The 17,282-nt window shown below is 48.5% G+C and carries 14 protein-coding genes; 10 read left to right on the top strand and 4 right to left on the bottom strand.

All coding sequences use genetic code 11. The features are described 5' to 3' along the window. Positions 1–50: 50 nt before the first annotated feature. The 4 genes from BC351_RS28440 to BC351_RS28425 form a co-directional block, all read right to left on the bottom strand. Positions 51–1,193, bottom strand: a complete 1,143-nt coding sequence (locus tag BC351_RS28440; protein WP_079417365.1) for a conserved virulence factor C family protein — start codon at positions 1,191–1,193, stop codon at positions 51–53. A 92-nt stretch (positions 1,194–1,285) separates the two neighbouring features. Then, positions 1,286–1,873 (bottom strand): guanylate kinase, encoded by a 588-nt coding sequence (locus BC351_RS28435; protein WP_079417363.1) that lies wholly within the window; start codon positions 1,871–1,873, stop codon positions 1,286–1,288. Positions 1,874–2,300: 427 nt separating this feature from the next. Continuing rightward, complete coding sequence (locus BC351_RS28430; protein ID WP_079417361.1) at positions 2,301–4,250, bottom strand: DEAD/DEAH box helicase; 1,950 nt, start codon at positions 4,248–4,250, stop codon at positions 2,301–2,303. A 190-nt stretch (positions 4,251–4,440) separates the two neighbouring features. Further along, positions 4,441–5,124 (bottom strand): YhcN/YlaJ family sporulation lipoprotein, encoded by a 684-nt coding sequence (locus BC351_RS28425; RefSeq protein WP_079417359.1) that lies wholly within the window; start codon positions 5,122–5,124, stop codon positions 4,441–4,443. A 278-nt stretch (positions 5,125–5,402) separates the two neighbouring features. On the opposite strand from BC351_RS28425, the gene coxB reads away from it, so the two are divergent. The 10 genes from coxB (at position 5,403) to BC351_RS28375 (ending at position 17,279) form a co-directional block, all read left to right on the top strand. After that, positions 5,403–6,419 carry a cytochrome c oxidase subunit II gene (gene coxB / locus BC351_RS28420; RefSeq protein ID WP_079417357.1) on the top strand — a complete coding sequence of 339 codons (1,017 nt, stop codon included), beginning with the start codon at positions 5,403–5,405 and terminating at the stop codon, positions 6,417–6,419. A gap of 66 nt (positions 6,420–6,485) precedes the next feature. Then, positions 6,486–8,318: a cytochrome c oxidase subunit I gene (gene ctaD, locus BC351_RS28415; RefSeq protein WP_208629861.1), complete on the top strand. Its 1,833-nt coding sequence runs from the start codon at positions 6,486–6,488 to the stop codon at positions 8,316–8,318. Continuing rightward, the gene (locus tag BC351_RS28410; RefSeq protein ID WP_079417353.1) at positions 8,315–8,929 is read left to right on the top strand and encodes a cytochrome (ubi)quinol oxidase subunit III; all 615 of its coding nucleotides are present in this window, start codon (positions 8,315–8,317) and stop codon (positions 8,927–8,929) included. The genes ctaD and BC351_RS28410 overlap by 4 nt, the downstream gene beginning before the upstream one ends. Before the next feature lies 1 nt (position 8,930). Then, positions 8,931–9,245, top strand: a complete 315-nt coding sequence (locus BC351_RS28405; RefSeq protein ID WP_079417351.1) for a cytochrome C oxidase subunit IV family protein — start codon at positions 8,931–8,933, stop codon at positions 9,243–9,245. 115 nt (positions 9,246–9,360) lie between these two features. Further along, entirely contained in the window at positions 9,361–10,218 is an 858-nt protein-coding gene (locus tag BC351_RS28400; RefSeq protein ID WP_079417349.1) for a cytochrome c oxidase assembly protein, read from the top strand. 16 nt (positions 10,219–10,234) lie between these two features. Beyond that, positions 10,235–10,690 (top strand): DUF420 domain-containing protein, encoded by a 456-nt coding sequence (locus BC351_RS28395; RefSeq protein ID WP_079417347.1) that lies wholly within the window; start codon positions 10,235–10,237, stop codon positions 10,688–10,690. A gap of 336 nt (positions 10,691–11,026) precedes the next feature. Further along, positions 11,027–12,733: an amylo-alpha-1,6-glucosidase gene (locus BC351_RS28390; RefSeq protein WP_079417345.1), complete on the top strand. Its 1,707-nt coding sequence runs from the start codon at positions 11,027–11,029 to the stop codon at positions 12,731–12,733. Between the two features lie 140 nt (positions 12,734–12,873). Then, positions 12,874–14,676, top strand: coding sequence for a sensor histidine kinase (locus tag BC351_RS28385; protein ID WP_079417421.1), 1,803 nt, complete (start codon positions 12,874–12,876; stop codon positions 14,674–14,676). Next, positions 14,654–15,862 carry a response regulator transcription factor gene (locus tag BC351_RS28380; protein WP_079417343.1) on the top strand — a complete coding sequence of 403 codons (1,209 nt, stop codon included), beginning with the start codon at positions 14,654–14,656 and terminating at the stop codon, positions 15,860–15,862. Before BC351_RS28385 ends, BC351_RS28380 begins: the two co-directional genes overlap by 23 nt. 136 nt (positions 15,863–15,998) lie before the next feature. Then, positions 15,999–17,279: an ABC transporter substrate-binding protein gene (locus tag BC351_RS28375; RefSeq protein WP_079417341.1), complete on the top strand. Its 1,281-nt coding sequence runs from the start codon at positions 15,999–16,001 to the stop codon at positions 17,277–17,279. The last annotated feature ends 3 nt before the right edge of the window (positions 17,280–17,282 follow it).

Below are 17,282 nucleotides of genomic sequence, written 5' to 3'. Positions count from 1 at the left end.
TGCAGCCCTGAACAATCAGGAGCCCATTCGTGCTTTTTTAAATCTCTATGCTAATCATTTCTGCGCGTCATTTGCTGCCAGACGGAGCCTTCAGCCGCATGGCCGCCTTCGATGCGCTCCAGCGCGATTTTCACCTGCATGCGGACTTCAAACTCAGGATCATCGATGGCGGCATGAAGATCATTCAGCACGCTGTTGTCACCGACTTCGTACAAAAAGCGTGCCGCACGCCAGCGAACTAATTTGTTGCGGTCCTTCAGCGCTTTGGCCATCGCCGGCATGGCGGCAGGGTCGCCGATATCGGACAGGGTATCCCCGGCAGTCCGGCGTACAGAAGGAGTATCGTCCTCTAAGGCACGATACAGGAAGGGCAGCACCTCGGGTTCCTTGATGTCTCCGAGGTAGACAGTCGCCAGTCGGCGGATCGACGTGTTCTCGTCCTGCAGCGCATGGACGAGAAGAGGAAGCGTCTCCAGCGACGGCTGAATCTTCTGAAGCGCGGCGTAGCGCAGCTTCCAATCGCTGTGGCGCAGCTGCGCGGCGGCTGCGCCTGCGTCTATCGCCTCTGCGGTTTCCTCCGCAGAGGCATCCGGGGTCTCCTGCATCGCCGAGGAGACCAGGCTTTCGACGCGGGCGTCGTCGTAAGAAGCGTCCAGCTCCTGGACGACTTCGCCCGCGATGTCCTTCAGCTCGCCGTAGCGTACGCCGAGCTCCTCGAGCTTCCGCTCCTTGATCAGGTTCGGCGATGCCGTACCTGCGCGGACTGCGGCTTGCGTGAAGCGCTCCGGCATGGCCGCGCGCACTTCTTCAGCGCCAGCGCGCACCCTCACCTGGAGCGGAATGCCACGGAACATTTGCACGAGGACTTGTGCTTCCCCGAAAGCAGCCTCGGCCTGCGGCTGCTCCGGCGTTGGCCCGCCGTCAGCAGAAGGCTGGGCCTCACCGAAGATCTCACGGGCTCTGGCTAGAATGAACTGCCAGTCCCCTTTGGACGTGCGGTCAGCTGCGATGAAGTCCGCTGCGTGGAACACGCTGATAACACCTTGGACCTCGAGCAGCTGCCGAATGTTATCGGGGGCATCGGCATGATTCGTTTTCGTATAGGTTTTCCGTATACCGGCCGGAAGCGATTCATCCATATTCAGCTTCATCGAATTCGGGCTTGGGGTAGGTTCGATAGAAATAATTTTCAACGGGAACAACTCCTTCGAGAAACGCTTCTGATTACGTGAAAAGACCCGAACGAAGTTGCTCCGTCCAGGCCTGATATAGGCAGTTATGCCGGTTAATCTAAATCAACCAAGTTGCGATTCAAATACAAGTCTAACGTTTTGGTCAAATCAAAAACAGTGTGCGCTAAATCGACATTCTCGAAGACATGGTCGCACTCATCACGGAAGCTAAGCTCATCTTCGTAATAAGAGAGATACTTCGCAATAATGTCATCGGGGTCTCCGCTTTCTCGCATCCGCTGCTCAAGCTTATCGCGATCCGCATAGATGAAAATGAGAACAACGCGATCTCCATATAGCTTTCTGAGGGTTTCAGCGCCGAATCGGTTCAAAATCAGATAGATGCTGCCGCTGAGCTCGAACATGCTTTCGATATCTGCACTTTTGATGCCGTACAAATGATCATTTACCGTGCTAACCTCGATAAATTCATCATTTGCTTGCGCCTGAACGAATTGAGCAGGCGAGATGAAGTGGTAGTCCTGACCATCTTCTTCGGTAGCTTTCGGTGGTCTGGTTGTGTAAGAGATGACTTGCTTCATGCCGAGCGTAGATCCTGACATTTCTGCAACCGTCTTACGACCAGCACCGTGAGGACCTGTGAATACAAAAATCATTTCCTTGTCCTTCAATGCGTACATGGAACATACCTCCTTTATTTATGAAGAGTGGGGGGTAAATCCTACGTGCGTGCAACGGTTTGAAACGATTTTTGACCACATAAGAAAGGAGAAAGTGGGTTTCACGTGAACTGCTTTCTTATTGGCGATAAAAAGATCGTGTGAACCCTACTTATATTTTACATGTTTCCGCTTATTCGGTAAAGACTTGCTGTGAAAGCGCTAATTTAAATCGTAAGGGAACTATGATCCTCTATTATGCTGAAAAAAGCGTATTCCAGGGATGAAGCGGAACTGGAGGGACTTATTTCGTGAAAATAGGTTCCCGCAAGGCGGAAATCTTGAAAATAACGTATCACAGTTCCCTTCGTCGCAGGTAATCTGCTAAATAAGCATAATTAGCGTACCTTAGTTCCTCTAAATACCTTTTAACCGCAGTATTTGCGGATTAGCGTTTTCCGCCACGTCCGCCGCCGCGCGGCGCGCTGCCGCGAGTGCCGCCGCGCGGGGAGCCGGATCTGTCGCCACGCGGCGCTCCGCTGCGTGCACCCGGGCTGTCGCCGCGTCCGCGTGCTTGGCCGGCGCGCTCGCCGCCTTGCCCGCCACGCGGAGCTCCGCCGCGAGCGCCAAAGCTATCGCCACGCGGCGCTGCACCGCGTGCTCCGCGCTCCGCGCCATCCCCGCGGGGGGCGCTGTCGCCGCGGCCTTTGCCGCCGCGAATCGTGCGCGACGCGCTTGCCGCGTCGTCACGGCCCGTGCCGGCGTACTTGTTGTATGGCGAGTAAGACTTATCGCCATGTGGGGCGGAGCGGCGCGCACCGCGCTCTGCTTCGCCGCGACCTGCCGCACGCGGTGCGCGTTCGGCATCGCTGCCCCAGGACTTGGTGACACGTGCTTTGGCAGCATTCATGTTATCACCGCGTCCAGGTCCAGCCTGCGCTGCTGCCGGCTCTTTGCTGACAGCACGTCCCCACGTATTCGGATTGCGCTCCGAATTCACTTTGGCCGGACGTGCACCGAAACGTGCAGTTCCGCCAGTTTCACTGCGTGAACCGAATTTGTCGCCTCTGGACGAGGTGCTTCTGGCTCCGTATTGAACGTTGGCTCTGTCGCCGCGGCTTGCTTCGCTGCGTCCGCCAGATCGTCCGCGTCCACTGCGTTGTTCTGCTGGAGCGCCGCCTCGTTCATTGCGTCCACCGCGCGAAGGCGCATTGCCGCCGCCTCTGCGTGCGGAACCTCTGCCTTCGCTTTCAAAGTTGTCCTCTGAGCTGGAGCGAACGCGTCTTTGCCCCAGCTCACCGCCGCGCAAGGACATTTTAATGCCTTTTTCGATCAATTCAATCGTATCCATATCACGCGGAGTTGCGAAAGTAATCGCAACGCCTTTTTCTCCAGCACGACCTGTACGGCCGATACGGTGGATATAGCTTTCGGCATCTTGCGGCACATCATAATTGAAGATATGCGTAACACCTTCCACGTCTAATCCACGAGCTGCAATATCGGTGGCGACCAATAGCTCAATGCGGCCATCACGGAATCGCTTCATGACCTGCTCGCGTTTCGCTTGAGATAAATCACCATGCAGTTCGTCGGACATCAGGCCGATTTCTTGCAGTACCTCATTCAAAGCGATAGCTCTTGCTTTGGTACGGCAAAATATCATAGCTAAATAAGGCTTATGTTGTTTAATGGCGGCAATCAAGGCATCTTGCTTCTGACGATCGGTTGTCGGAACAACCATTTGTTCAATTTCCGTTAAGGTGACTTGTTTGCTTTGAATCTTAATTTCCTTAGCTTCCTTCATGTAGGCCTTGGATAAGTTCATGACCTGCTCCGGCATCGTCGCCGAGAACAGCATCGTTTGGCGATAAGGCGAGCATTGGGCGATAATATCCTTCACTTCATGAAGGAAGCCCATGTGCAGCATTTGATCAGCTTCATCCAAAACGAGCACTTTCAATTTATAGAAGTTGATGGAACCGCGGCGAAGGTGATCGAGCAGTCTTCCCGGAGTTCCTACTACTATATGTATGTTTCCTTGAAGCTTTCTAAGCTGTTTTTCTACATCCTGACCGCCATAAGCCGCCAAAACCTTTGCTCCTGTAACTGGGACAAGGTTTTTCAACTCATTGCTGATTTGGATAGCCAGCTCACGCGTAGGCGTAAGAATTAAAGCTTGTACATCAGAGCTCTCTACATCAATTGTTTCTAATATAGGAAGGACAAAAGCAAGGGTTTTCCCTGTACCTGTTTGTGCCTGCGCGATAACATCTGTACCTTTTAATAGAACAGGAATAGCTTCCTTTTGAATGGGGGTCGGTTCAACGACTCCTTGGGCTTGTAAAACTTGAACTAGACGATCTCTGATTCCTAATGAGGCAAATCCATTTGACATGGGTAATTGGCCAGCTCCCTTTTTTCCTACTATTTATAGGGATCTTCGGTCTTGGACCAAAGTCTCTCCTTGTTGTAGACGATTCCCTCATTGTACAGGAATGCTAGACAAATGAAAACAGGAGCCGACCCACAAGCAGCAAATATCTACTTTATATAGAAGCAATTCGCTTAAAGGAACCATTATTCTATCAATCCGGCAGAACTTGAGCAGTGCCAAATACGCGAGCTACCGTTTGATTGAAAGGGGTCAATAAGGGCATGAGCGAATTCCCTTTCCAGCTTTCTTGAGCATAGCTATTCATTTGATTAAGGAAATCACGGTTAGCTGAAATATAGACATCCATGATATTCGGCTGCAAAAGTCGAATCTTCTCCGCCATAGCTTGTTTAAATCGGTGAGAGAGCATATCATGATGGACCGCTGTTTCATAATTGTTATAGCCGTTGTTTAGGTCAGTGGAAGGCAAATAATCGTTAAAAGGCTGTTTGTCATTATAAAAGCCTTTTTGCGTTCCTTGATTATTCGTTTCTTTGGTCGTTCCCTTGGTGCCTGTAGCGCTGCTGTCAATCATTAAAGCCACATAAGCATTCTTATCCGTTGTCATGACAATAGCTGTATTGACACCATTCATCGCGTTCAGCTGATTAGAAAGAAACTGACTGTACTCCAGCTTGGTGTTATTGTGCGTGACAGGGCCATACAATTGCTGTGTTTGATAAGCTCTTTCGGTTTCCTCTGTTTTTTCGACAGGAGCACCGAAATTGGTATGATCGGGACTTCTCCCAAACTCTCTTCCTTTCTCTGAACAGCCGTTTAATGCGAGCATGAGGAATATCATTCCACAAATCGGAAAACCTAACTTCCTAAGCATCTGAGATGACCTCCCATATTGAGTGTAATGTCTATAGGATGGGATGTTTCTGTTCTTTTATTCGTCATCTCAAATATAGGCTTTCATGCATAAAGAGGTGGGGGTATGGAAATAACCATGAAGGGAAAATATATCGTTACAAAGCGGTTTAAGAACAATTTGTGAACTTCCCTCCAGCGATTGACAAAAACTTTTCACGAATTTATAGTTAATAAAGTGAATTGACATGGGCATGGCCTTCGTGGTAAAAATAATGTTTTAAAAGTGGGGTTGATACAATGAGTCGATTGAAAAAGTTGTGGCGTCTGCTACCCCTAATAGCGGTAATGACGTTCTTGCTAACCGGGTGTGGAGACCCAACCTTGTCTGCTTTACAGCCAAAAGGGCCCGTTGCTTCCGAGCAGCTGTACCTAATGAAATTAAGTCTCTTTATCATGGTATTTGTCGTAATTGTCGTATTTGCAATTTATGTGTATGTTTTGATTCGCTTCCGCAAACGCAAAGGCGATGAAAGCATACCTAAGCAAGTTGAAGGCAGCCATGTGCTTGAGATTATCTGGACTGTTGTCCCGATTCTCCTACTGTTAGTGCTTGCGGTACCAACGGTATCTTACACATTCAAGCATTCAACCAATTACACGAAGGATAAAGCTGCTGTGCATGTTAAAGTTACTGCACATCAATTCTGGTGGCAGTTTGAATATCCGGATCTTGGTATTGCTACAGCTCAACAGCTTGTTGTGCCGAAGGATAAAATCATTGCCTTTGAGCTGGTTTCCGCTGACGTATCCCATGCATTCTGGGTACCATCGCTAGGCGGTAAAATCGATACAAATCCAGGCATCACGAATACTTTGTATTTGCAAGCTGACGAAATCGCAACCTTCCAAGGTAGATGTGCCGAGCTTTGCGGAGCTTCGCATGCCTTGATGAATTTCACCGTTACCTCCAAATCCGAAGCTGATTTCGATGCATGGGTAGCTAAAATGAAAGCGCCTGTCACTGTGCCGGCAACTGCACAAAAGGGTGAAGAGCTTTTCAAAGAAAACTGTATGTCTTGTCACGCTGTTAACGCGAACGGTCCTGGTGTTGCTCCGAACCTCAAAGGTTTCGCTGATCGCGATACGCTTGCTGGTATTCTGGAACACACTCCTGAGAAGATGGCGTTGTGGATCAAAAATCCGCAAGACCAAAAACCAGGCAACAAAATGCCTGCTTTTGGTAAAGAAGCTGGCGGAAAGCTTGACGACGCTCAGATTAAAGATATTGTTACATACTTACAGACATTGAAATAAACTTCTCAGGTAAAGGAGGTTAATACGTTGGCTCACGCACATCCAGTAAAAAAACACACCGGTCTGATGGATTGGCTCACAACAGTCGATCATAAGAAAATCGGGATCCTGTACTTACTCGCGGGCGGTTTATTCTTCCTCGTAGGGGGACTTGAAGCCATCCTGATCCGGATTCAGCTTGCTTTCCCGGATCAAAAAATCTTCATCGGAGATTCATTCAACCAATTAACAACGATGCACGGAACAACGATGATTTTCTTTGCGGCTATGCCGATCATCTTCGCTTTCATGAATGCCATCGTACCACTGCAAATTGGTGCAAGGGACGTTGCGTTCCCGTTCGTTAACTCACTTGGGTTCTGGCTGTTCTTCGCGGGCGGCGTGCTTATGAACACAAGCTGGTTCTTGGGCGGCGCGCCAGATGGCGGGTGGACGGGATATGCACCATTATCCTCGATTACTGACGCCAGCTGGGGTCAGACGATTGAGAATAACTTGCAAGGAACTGATTTCTACGTTCTTGGTTTGCAGATTGCCGGTATTGGTACACTAATCGGGGGGATTAACTTCCTAGTTACCATTATCAACATGCGTGCACCAGGTCTTACGTACATGCGTATGCCGATGTTCACATGGACAGCTTTCATCACTTCTGGTTTGATCGTACTTGCTTTCCCTGCGATTACGGTTGCCCTTGTTGAACTTATGTTTGACCGTATCTTTGGCGGTGCTTTCTTCGATGCAGCCAGAGGCGGAAACAACGTACTTTGGGAACATTTATTTTGGATTTTCGGGCACCCCGAAGTTTACATTTTGATTCTTCCAGCTTTCGGTATCATTTCTGAGATCGTATCAACGTTCTCCAAAAAACGTCTTTTCGGATACAGCTCCATGGTATTCGCGACTGTATTGATTGGTTTCCTAGGCTTCATGGTTTGGGTCCATCACATGTTTACATCAGGTCTAGGTCCAGTAGCTAACTCGATCTTCGCGATTGCAACGATGGCGATTGCTGTACCAACAGGTGTGAAAATCTTTAACTGGCTGTTCACGCTGTGGGGCGGACAAATCCGTTTCACGACTGCGAATATTTTCGCAACAGCGTTTATTCCTACCTTCGTAATGGGGGGAACAACAGGGGTTATGCTTGCGATTCCTGCAGCTGACTTCCAATACCATGACACGTATTTCGTAGTTGCTCACTTTCACTATGTTATCGTTGGTGGTCTAGTACTTGGTTTGTTTGCAGGTCTTTACTACTGGTGGCCAAAAATGTTCGGTCGTATGCTGAATGAAGGCATGGGTAAATTACATTTCTGGTTGTTCTTCATTGGTTTCCATTTGACATTCTTCCCTCAGCATTTCTTGGGACTTATGGGAATGCCGCGTCGTGTCTTTACGTATCAGCCTGGACACGATCTTGAAGTAGGTAACTTAGTTTCCACTGTAGGTGCGTTCTTGATGGGTATCGGTACATTGGTATTCCTGATCAACATTATTGCAACACAAAGAAAACCAAAAACGGCTCTTGCAGATCCATGGGATGGCCGTACATTGGAGTGGGCGATTCCGTCACCTGCACCAGAATACAACTTCAAACAAACACCGCTTGTTCGCGGATTAGATGCACTTTGGAAAGAAAAAATGGCGGGCAACAAAGAGATGACGCCGGCAGAACCAGTAGGTTCGATTCACATGCCATCATCATCCATTTTACCGCTTGTAATGTCCGTTGGCTTATTCATTGCTGGTTTTGGTTTCATGTACAGAAACTACTATGTAGCAGCCGCGGGTATCGTAGTTACATTTATTGCGATGTTCTTGCGTTCCGTTTATGACGACCATGGTTGGCATATTGAACCGGAAGAGCTTGAAGATGACAAGGGGGTAAAGGCATGAGTACTCATCATACGGGCGCACTGCCTGCTAATCCGGAAACGGCTACCCTCGAAGGGAAAAATAAGGTTCTCGGTTTTTGGTTATTCCTGGGTGCCGAGGTTGTTTTGTTCGGTTGTTTATTCGCAACGTACATTGCGCTTCGGAACTCTGTTCCAGATGGTCCTACAGCAGAGGAAATTTTCAAGCTCAAAACTGTGGGTTGGTCCACATTCATTCTCTTAACAAGTAGTTTAACGAGTGTTTTCGCTATCATTGCGATGCACAGACACAAGCTTGGTCAATTATTAGGATGGTTAATTGTTACTGTATTGTTTGGTCTTACGTTCTTGGGTCTTGAGATTTATGAGTTCGTTGAATATGTGCACGAAGGTCACAAATTCACAACAAGCGCGTTCGCCACGTCCTTCTATACATTAGTTGGCTTCCATGGAGCGCACGTTGCATTCGGTGTTTGCTGGATTACCTTGTTAATTATTCAAGGTTTCAAAAAGGGTCTGACCGTCGTTACAGCACCGAAGTTTTATGTTGCCGGATTGTATTGGCACTTTATTGACTTAGTTTGGGTATTTATCTTCACAGTCGTTTATCTGATGGGGAAGGTGGGTCACTAAGATGAGCAGCAATTCTCATGATATATCCGCACCTAAACGCGTTAAGCATGAATCAACTTTGAACCACTACTTGTCTTACATTATTTCGATCTTGCTCACGATGCTTGCATTTGCTGTCGTGCTATACGGAGATTTGGATCGTTCGTTTATCCTGATCTTCATCGTTACTCTGGCTATTGTGCAAGCTGTGATCCAGTTGTTATTCTGGATGCATGCCAAAGAAAGAGGACACTTATTCCCGCTTATTTTCATCGTGGGAGGGGCTTTCGTAGCGCTGACCTGTGTAATTATGGCCGTATATTGGGTTTGGTGGTAAGCTTATTAGGAAGAGGCAACTTTGTCTAGACAAAGTGCCTCCTCTTTTTTTACCGTAATAGAGAAATTGTATTATCCATATATCACCTACCGTTGAAAGGAGATCGCATACAAGTATGAACCAAATTGGCGGATTTTTCGAGTTATGGAATCCTGTTTTACTGTTGGTGCTCGTTGTTGTCGGATATGTTTATCGTCGCTTTGTCGTCAAGGGGAATGGGAATTCTATAGAGGTCGGATCCGTTACGGTCGTACAGCAGCTATCTTTTTATACGGGGCTTTTTCTCTTCTATGTGGGCCAGGGTAGTCCGATTAATTACATAGGACATCATTACTTATTCAGCATGCATATGCTGCAGCAAACGATTCTGTATCTCATTGTTCCGATCTGTATCTGGTTGGGGACTCCAGAGTGGTTGCTAAGACCATTCATGAGGAATGTGGTATTCCGCGGTTTATTTTCATTCTTCTCCCGTCCGTTGATAGCGTTGTTCTTGTTCAATATGCTATTTTCGATCTATCATATGCCGCTTATTATGGATAACTTAATGAAGAATGAATTAGCATTATTGGGTTATCATACGCTGCTTCTGTTCACAGCATTCATGATGTGGTTTCCAGTTTTTTGTCCAATTCCGGAATTAAACCGTTTGAACGATCTGAAGAAAATAGCTTATATTTTCGGGAATGGCATTCTGCTGACACCGGCATGTGCACTTATTATTTTTGCAGATTCCGTTATCTACGATATGTATTCGAATGTAACGGTCCCTTTTGCTCACCTGTCGCCGCTTGATGACCAGCAATTGGGCGGTGTTATTATGAAGATCATCCAAGAAATCGTTTACGGCGCAACGCTTGCTTACATTTTCTTTCGGTGGTACCGTAGAGAGCGTAAGGAAGATGATGAATTGGAAGCACTGGAGAACCATGAAAGCTTGAATAATCAAGGCGGGAATTGGAATCGCGCTTAGAGAAAGGATTTAAGAGATGCACATTTTACCCACGATTTCTACGATGTTTATCGTCATTAGTGCCATATTTGTCGGCTTCGGCTGGTATCATATTGTCAAAGGGAACCGTGAAACACATCAGAAGCTGATGGTTTTTGGTGCGATATTCGCACTTGCGTTCTTCATCATTTATATGTCTAGAACCTTGTTCGAAGGAAATACAGCTTTTGGCGGACCTGAGAGTTTGAAGCTGCCATATCACCTGTTTTTATTTTTCCATATTACACTGGCAACTATTGGAGGCGTACTGGGCCTTGTCACCCTTTGGTTTGCTTATAAGAACAAATTCCTTAAACATAAGAAAATTGGACGAGTTGCCGCTATTGTATGGCTGCTTACAGCTCCAACGGGTGTATTGGTTTACGTATTATTGTATCTCATGTATCCAGGTGGAACGACGAAGCCCGTCATTGATGCGATTTTTGGATTGTAAATTAGAAGCTGAACCTGTGAGATTCACAGTGTTTGGCTTTTTTTGTTTGTGGATTTAGCTCATGTACCAGAAGTCAGAAACGTAGCATGTCATTTCTACGTATAGCGTATAGACACCTGTGATGAAGAATGTCAGGGATCAAAGACGGGGGCTTTTGTACTAATGTGACGAAATCGAACAATATAACGAAAATCATCGAACAAAATGACCCCGAAACCTCGGAGAGCCCTCAGCGCACAACAAATTGCCTGCCCATCACAAACAACTGTCGGTTCTTCCGCGCCACTCCTTTCGATACAATGAAAGCGCATACTGTTTTCGCAAAGGAGACTAATTATGAACTTTGACTTGAACGTTGTACCTTTCAGCCGAAGAGAATCGTTTCTAGCGATTTCGCTTCTGCCTGAAGCCCAAGATCGACAACAAGGCCTATATCTGCGCACAGTGCGCGGTGGCGATGATAAATTCGGCGAGGCTTTTCATATGGATATGCTGGATGAAAGCGGCCAAATCGTGCCATTCCAGACTGAAGCTAGCCCTGAGCTGATCAAGCTGCGATCGACGAAAGGTTTAACGGCTGAGATCTGCATCTCCGATCATCGAACCTTTCGGATTCGCACCCAAGGCTGCGGAATCCGCCTAACTTTTCGCACGGCTGCCTACGACTATGCCTATCAAGCAGCCTCCAACAGCTGGGAAGTGAACAGCTTCACCCATGGATGCAGGTTCATGCTGACAACGCTGGCTGGCGACTTGAAGATGGAGGTTCCATGGGACAAAATCAAAAGTTCCTACGTCATCGCTGACTTCATGCCAGACCGCAAGTCAGGCATATCCGAATTTGCTGTTGAGGAATTCCGCACTGTATGGGAGCCGCGCGCTGAGTGGGACTCTTTCGATGAGGCTGTCAAGCAGGTGAAGGAAGAGTTTAGTCTGTGGCTGGGCAGCAGCTTGTCTCTGCCGGAATGCTGGCAGGAAAGCAGGGAACTGGCGGCTTATATCACTTGGTCCTGCCTTGTACCGGCAGAGGGGTGCTTGACTCGTCCAGCCATGTATATGTCGAAGAACTGGATGACGAATATTTGGAGCTGGGATCACTGCTTCAATGCGATGGCGCTGGTTCGGCATGATCCGAAGCTGGCTTGGGATCAATTCATGATTTTCTTCGATCGGCAGGATGAGAGCGGTTTGATTCCGGATTTCATCAATGATAAGTATGAGCTTTGGAACTGCAACAAGCCGCCGATCCACGGATGGACGCTAGCTTGGATGATGGCTAGAACCGACTATATCAAGGAAGCGCAGCTTCGGGAAGTGTATGAACCGCTCGCCAAATGGACGAAATGGTGGTTCCGATATCGCGACGGAGATGGAGATGGCATTCCGCAATACAATCACGGTAACGACTCTGGCTGGGATAACAGCACTGCCTTCAATAATGGCATCCCGGTCGAAAGTCCGGACTTAGCAGCCTTTCTCATTCTTCAGGCTGAACTGCTTGCTGAGATTGCGGGACTGCTCGGCCATACGGGAGAGGCGGCCGAATGGCGGAAGCTTGCGGAGGGTACACTGGATAAAATGATCCGGCATTTCTGGAAGGATGGCCGCTTCGTGGCTTGCCGCTCCGGCACGCACGAGCTGTCCGAAGGGGATAGCCTCCTTCTATTCGTTCCTATTCTGCTGGGCAAGCGCCTGCCTGAGAAGATCCGCACAGCGTTGCTGGAGGGGCTAAGGGAGGAAGGCCGCTTCTTAACGGGCAATGGCTGGGCGACGGAAAGCGTGAGTAGTCCCTTCTATAATCCGGATGGCTATTGGCGAGGTCCGATCTGGGCGCCATCCACGATGCTGCTCGTCGAAGGAGCAGCCGCAGCGGGGGATCGCGAGCTGGCCCAAGAGGTTGCGCGCCGGTTCTGCAGCATGCTCGATCGCAGCGGCATGGCCGAGAATTTCGATGCGATGACGGGACAAGGCTTGCGTGATCGCGCCTTTACATGGACATCGAGTGTGTTTTTGATTTTAGGTCACGAGTACACGACCACCTAAATATAACCGCACTTCTCTCTGCATGAAATTCGCAGATGGGAGGTGCTTTTCCCGTTTCACTCGGCAGAGGGAACCATGGCTGGACAGCTGTCTATCGCCCTTGCTGGAAGGCAGGTTCCATTGTTCGCGGAAAGTGTTCCATGCTACACTTCAAGAGTAGGAAGTACAGAGAAATCTGGAGAGAGGGTGCGGTCATCAAAGATTATTTGCTCAAGAAGCTCAACATCCGCCTATTGTCCAGCTCTTATCGGAGTATTCGCACGAAGCTGCTCTTTTGTTTTCTCATTGTGACGCTTATTCCGCTGCTGTCCCTTGGTGGCTTGTCCTATTATCAGTCTGCGAAGGTGATTAACTCTCAATTTGGCAAATATGGCGAGAATGCGGTGGCGCAGCTGGAGCAGCAGATGAGTTCTTATTTGAATCGAATGAATCAAACGACGGAAACCGTTTATTCCTATCTGCTTGATCCTGCAAGAGTTGATCTGGGTAATCAAGTTCCGACAACGTATAAAGAGATTATGGATAAGGATGATTTTGAAGTTCTGCTGAAAGCGCTTAAAACTGATCGGACAGCTGGCATTTATATCATTACAAATTCCGGCTACTATTACGGTGAAAATAATCTCGATGTAGCGAAGCTCAATCGCATTCCGGCTTGGCAAGCGATGTCGGATGCTTATGTGGGGAAGTATTGGCTGGGATTTTACCCTCAGAATCATGGGATGAAGGAAACCGAAGAATCCGGGATCACGGTGCTGGGCTTGGCTGTACCGATCAACAATCCCTACGGTGCGCTGCGAGGCAGCAAGATTCTTATCGAGGAGAATGCGGAAGATCTGCTGCATATGTTCAAGCTGTTCGAGAATGATACGAAGGCCCATCTGCGAATAGCTGATCCTCAAGGACTAATTATTTATGAGACAGCAGCGGTCTTCACTTCACAATCCAGTGATATAGTCTGGAACAAAACGCTTGCCGCTAATGAATGGACGATAGAGGCGAGGTTGCCAGCTAAGTCGTTCTATCGTTCTTCGGGCATTATAAGATCGAATACGATGATGGTTGCCGTTGCTTCATGCTTGCTGGCATTTGGGATCGCTTATGTATTTTCGTCTCGATTCACCTCGCGGATTCGTCGACTGAAGGATGCGATGCAGAAGGTTGGCTTTGGCAAGCTGCATACAAGAACTCAGGTGGAAGCCAAGGATGAGCTGGGGAGCTTGGATACGAGCTTTAACAATATGGTAGGCGGTATTCAGTCGTTGATTGGCGAGGTTGAACGAAGCGAGCGGCTCAAGAAGGAAGCCGAGCTGAAGGCTTTTCATTATCAGATCAACCCGCATTTGCTTTTCAATACACTCAACTCGATTCAGTGGAAAGCCAGACTGCAGGGAGCGGAGGATATCCGCCAAATGCTGTATCATCTTACGATGGTACTAGAAGGCAATTTGGACATCTCGCAGGAGCTGATTCCGCTTAGCCGAGAGCTCTGGATGATCGAACATTTTCTGAAAATCCAAGAGGTTCGCTATGGCCCTGTATTCGACTATGAGCTCGAGTGTGACGAGCCGCTCAAGCGCTATCTCATTCCACGCATGACCTTGCAGCCGCTGTTCGAGAATATTTTCTTCCACGGTTTCGAGGACGGCAAGGGAAATATCCGCTTAAGTGTCAAGGAAGAAGGCAGTCATCTGATTCTAACCCTTTCTGATAATGGAGCAGGCATTCCTGCGGATAAGCTGGAGCGTCTGCTTCTGCCAACCGCTGCGAACCGCAAGGGCAGGGGAGGGCTTGGTGTGCAAAATGCCGATCAGAAATTCAAGCTGCATTTTGGTCAGCAGTATGGGCTGACTGTGCATTCCAGCCAAGGTGAAGGGACAACGATCATCATGAAATGGCCTGAGAAGGAGGAGAGTCCACATGGAAGCAAGCAAGACGATTAAGGTGATTATCGCTGATGACGAAAGCATCGTCCGCAAAGGACTTCGTTCTACGGTGCCTTGGGATAAATACGGCATGGAAGTCGTAGCGGACGCCTCGAACGGACGCAAAGCATGGGAAGCTTATCTTGAACATCAGCCTCAAGTGGTCATTACGGACATTGTCATGCCCGAAATGGATGGGATTGAATTGCTGCGCCGCGTTAAGGAAACAGCTCCCGACACCAAAATCATCCTGCTTAGCTGTCATCGCGACTTCGAATACGCCCAGCAAGGAATCAAGTTGGGAGCAGCCGGCTATTTGCTCAAAACTGCTTTTGAGGATGACGAGCTGGAAGGTCTGCTTGCGAAGTTTCAACAAGAGCTGGCAAAAGCAGCATCTATGGCGCCGTCAGTCACTCAGGCAGCTGCCAGCGAAGAGGAAGATGAGCGGCTGGGCAATCTGCTCTATGCGTGGTTGAACGGCCATAATGACAAACTCGTTGATGAGATGAAGAAACGTACTCAGGAGGCATGGTCATTTCATGGCGAGCCTGTATATGTCTATTTGATTAAGACTTCGGGGTGTGAGGTATCTTGGCTTGAGCTATTGAAGGAAACGGCCAAGGAAGATCGGCAGCTCTATGAAGGGGCTGTGATTCCTTACGGGAATGAGCGCTGTTATTTAATTGTGCCGCAGTCGCGGCTGAATGCTGCGGAGAGCGTGCTTGTTGAGCAGAAAAGCGAGAATGCGAAGCTGCAGTGGGCCAAAAGAGGGCCGCTCACAAGCACGGAGGAACGTCTTGAAGCGTTGTCAGCCCTGCATAAAGCAGCAGAATTGGAGAAAACCTATGGCGTAACGGCTGCGGACTGGCCGGAGCCAATCTGGAAAGCCGTGAAGCTGCTGCATGATCATCCAGCAGCGGAGTGGTCTGTGAGCGATGTGGCCGGACAGGTTGGTCTGAGTCGGAGCCACTTCTCCATCTTGTTCAAGAAAGCGCTGGGAGACAGCTTCGTCGCTTTCCAATACAAACGAAAGCTTAAGCTGGCCTATGGATTATTGAAAGATACAACGCTGACGATGCAGGATATCGCTGAGCGTACAGGGCTTGGAGACAGCAAATATTTCAGCAAATGGTTCAAGCGCTGCACAGGTCAAACGCCAAGCCACTACCGCGCCGAACAAAAAGACGGTCACCTTCGAACATAAGGGCACCCACCCTGATAAATCGAACAAAAAAGCACAAACATTCGAATAGATATCGGTTTTGAACCGCTTTCATTTTAGTTATGATGAAAGCGGTTCAATTATTATATACTCACTCACAGATAGGGGAGCTGACGGAATGAACAAGAAACTTTCACTCATTGTTCTTACGACTGCAATGGCGATGACTACGCTTACGGCATGTGTCGCTAATAAAGAAGGTACGAGTGGCAAAGCGGCACAACCGACAGCCGGCAACAGTTCGGCTAACGTGAAAACGCTTCGATTCGCTACCTGGGATACCGGAGATGCCCTTAAGATCGAGCAGGACATCGCGAAGAAGTTCGAAGCGAACCATCCTGGAACGAATGTTCAGGTGGAAGCCTACGCCGACGGTTTCGATCAGAAGCTGGCAGCAGGCTTTGGGGCAACGAATCCTCCGGATGTGATGTACATGTGGGATTTTCCAACGTATCATCAGTCCCTTGAACCGCTGAACAGCTATGCTGACGGAGATAAGGACCTCAACAAGGATGACTTCTATAAAGGATTGTTCAATTACGCAACGATCGACAGCAAGCTCTATGGGATTCCAGCCGGCTTCACAACTCGTGTGGTGTATTACAACAAGAAAATGTTTGATGATGCCAAGATTCCTTATCCGAAGGATGGCTGGACATGGGATGAATTCCAGGAAATCTCCAAGAAACTGACGGATAAAGCCAAGAAGCAGTACGGTTTCGGTGTTCGAGCCGAAAATGATACGTACGATTTGCAAGGTTTTGTATGGAGCAACGGAGGCTCTTATATTTCGGATGACGGCAAAACCATTAACGGCTTCATGAACAGCAAAGCCACAGCTGGAGCTATCCAAATGTTCGGAGATATGATCAAGAACGGTTCAGCTGTGTTAGCCGGCGGCAAGGGGCAGCAAAGCGGTGAGGATATTTTCAAAGGCGGCAAAATCGCCATGTGGGAAAGCGGCATCTGGCCATTGGAATCATTCAAGGAAGCAGGAATTGATGTAGGCACTGTGGAGATGCCAGCGTTTGCAGGCAAACCAGTTAAAGGTGTTGTCGCTGAATCGGCTCTATCCATTGCGAAGGATTCCAAACAGAAGGATCTGGCTTGGGAATTTATCAAATATTACGTTGGGAGCGAAGCGATCAAGATGCGCGTAGCGGATCTGCCGGTCAGAGTAAGCGTGGTGAATGAGCTGAAGAAGGATCAGGATCCGTTGTTCAAGCCTTTTTACACGATGCTGCAGCGTTCCGACAATTCCCCGGCCTTCTTGCTGAATGCCAAGTGGAATGAGATGAATCGTCAGCTATCTGCCGCCGTGGAGGCTGTCGTGCATGGCAGCAATGCCCAAGATGCGCTGGATCAAGCTGTCAAAGACAGCGAGCGGTATTTGAAATAATAG

Origin of the sequence: Paenibacillus ferrarius (assembly GCF_002027705.1) — a bacterium.
GTDB lineage: Bacteria > Bacillota > Bacilli > Paenibacillales > NBRC-103111 > Paenibacillus_E > Paenibacillus_E ferrarius.
The sequence above is the reverse complement of the archived record's forward strand: the minus strand, read 5'-3'. Positions and strand labels throughout refer to the sequence as shown.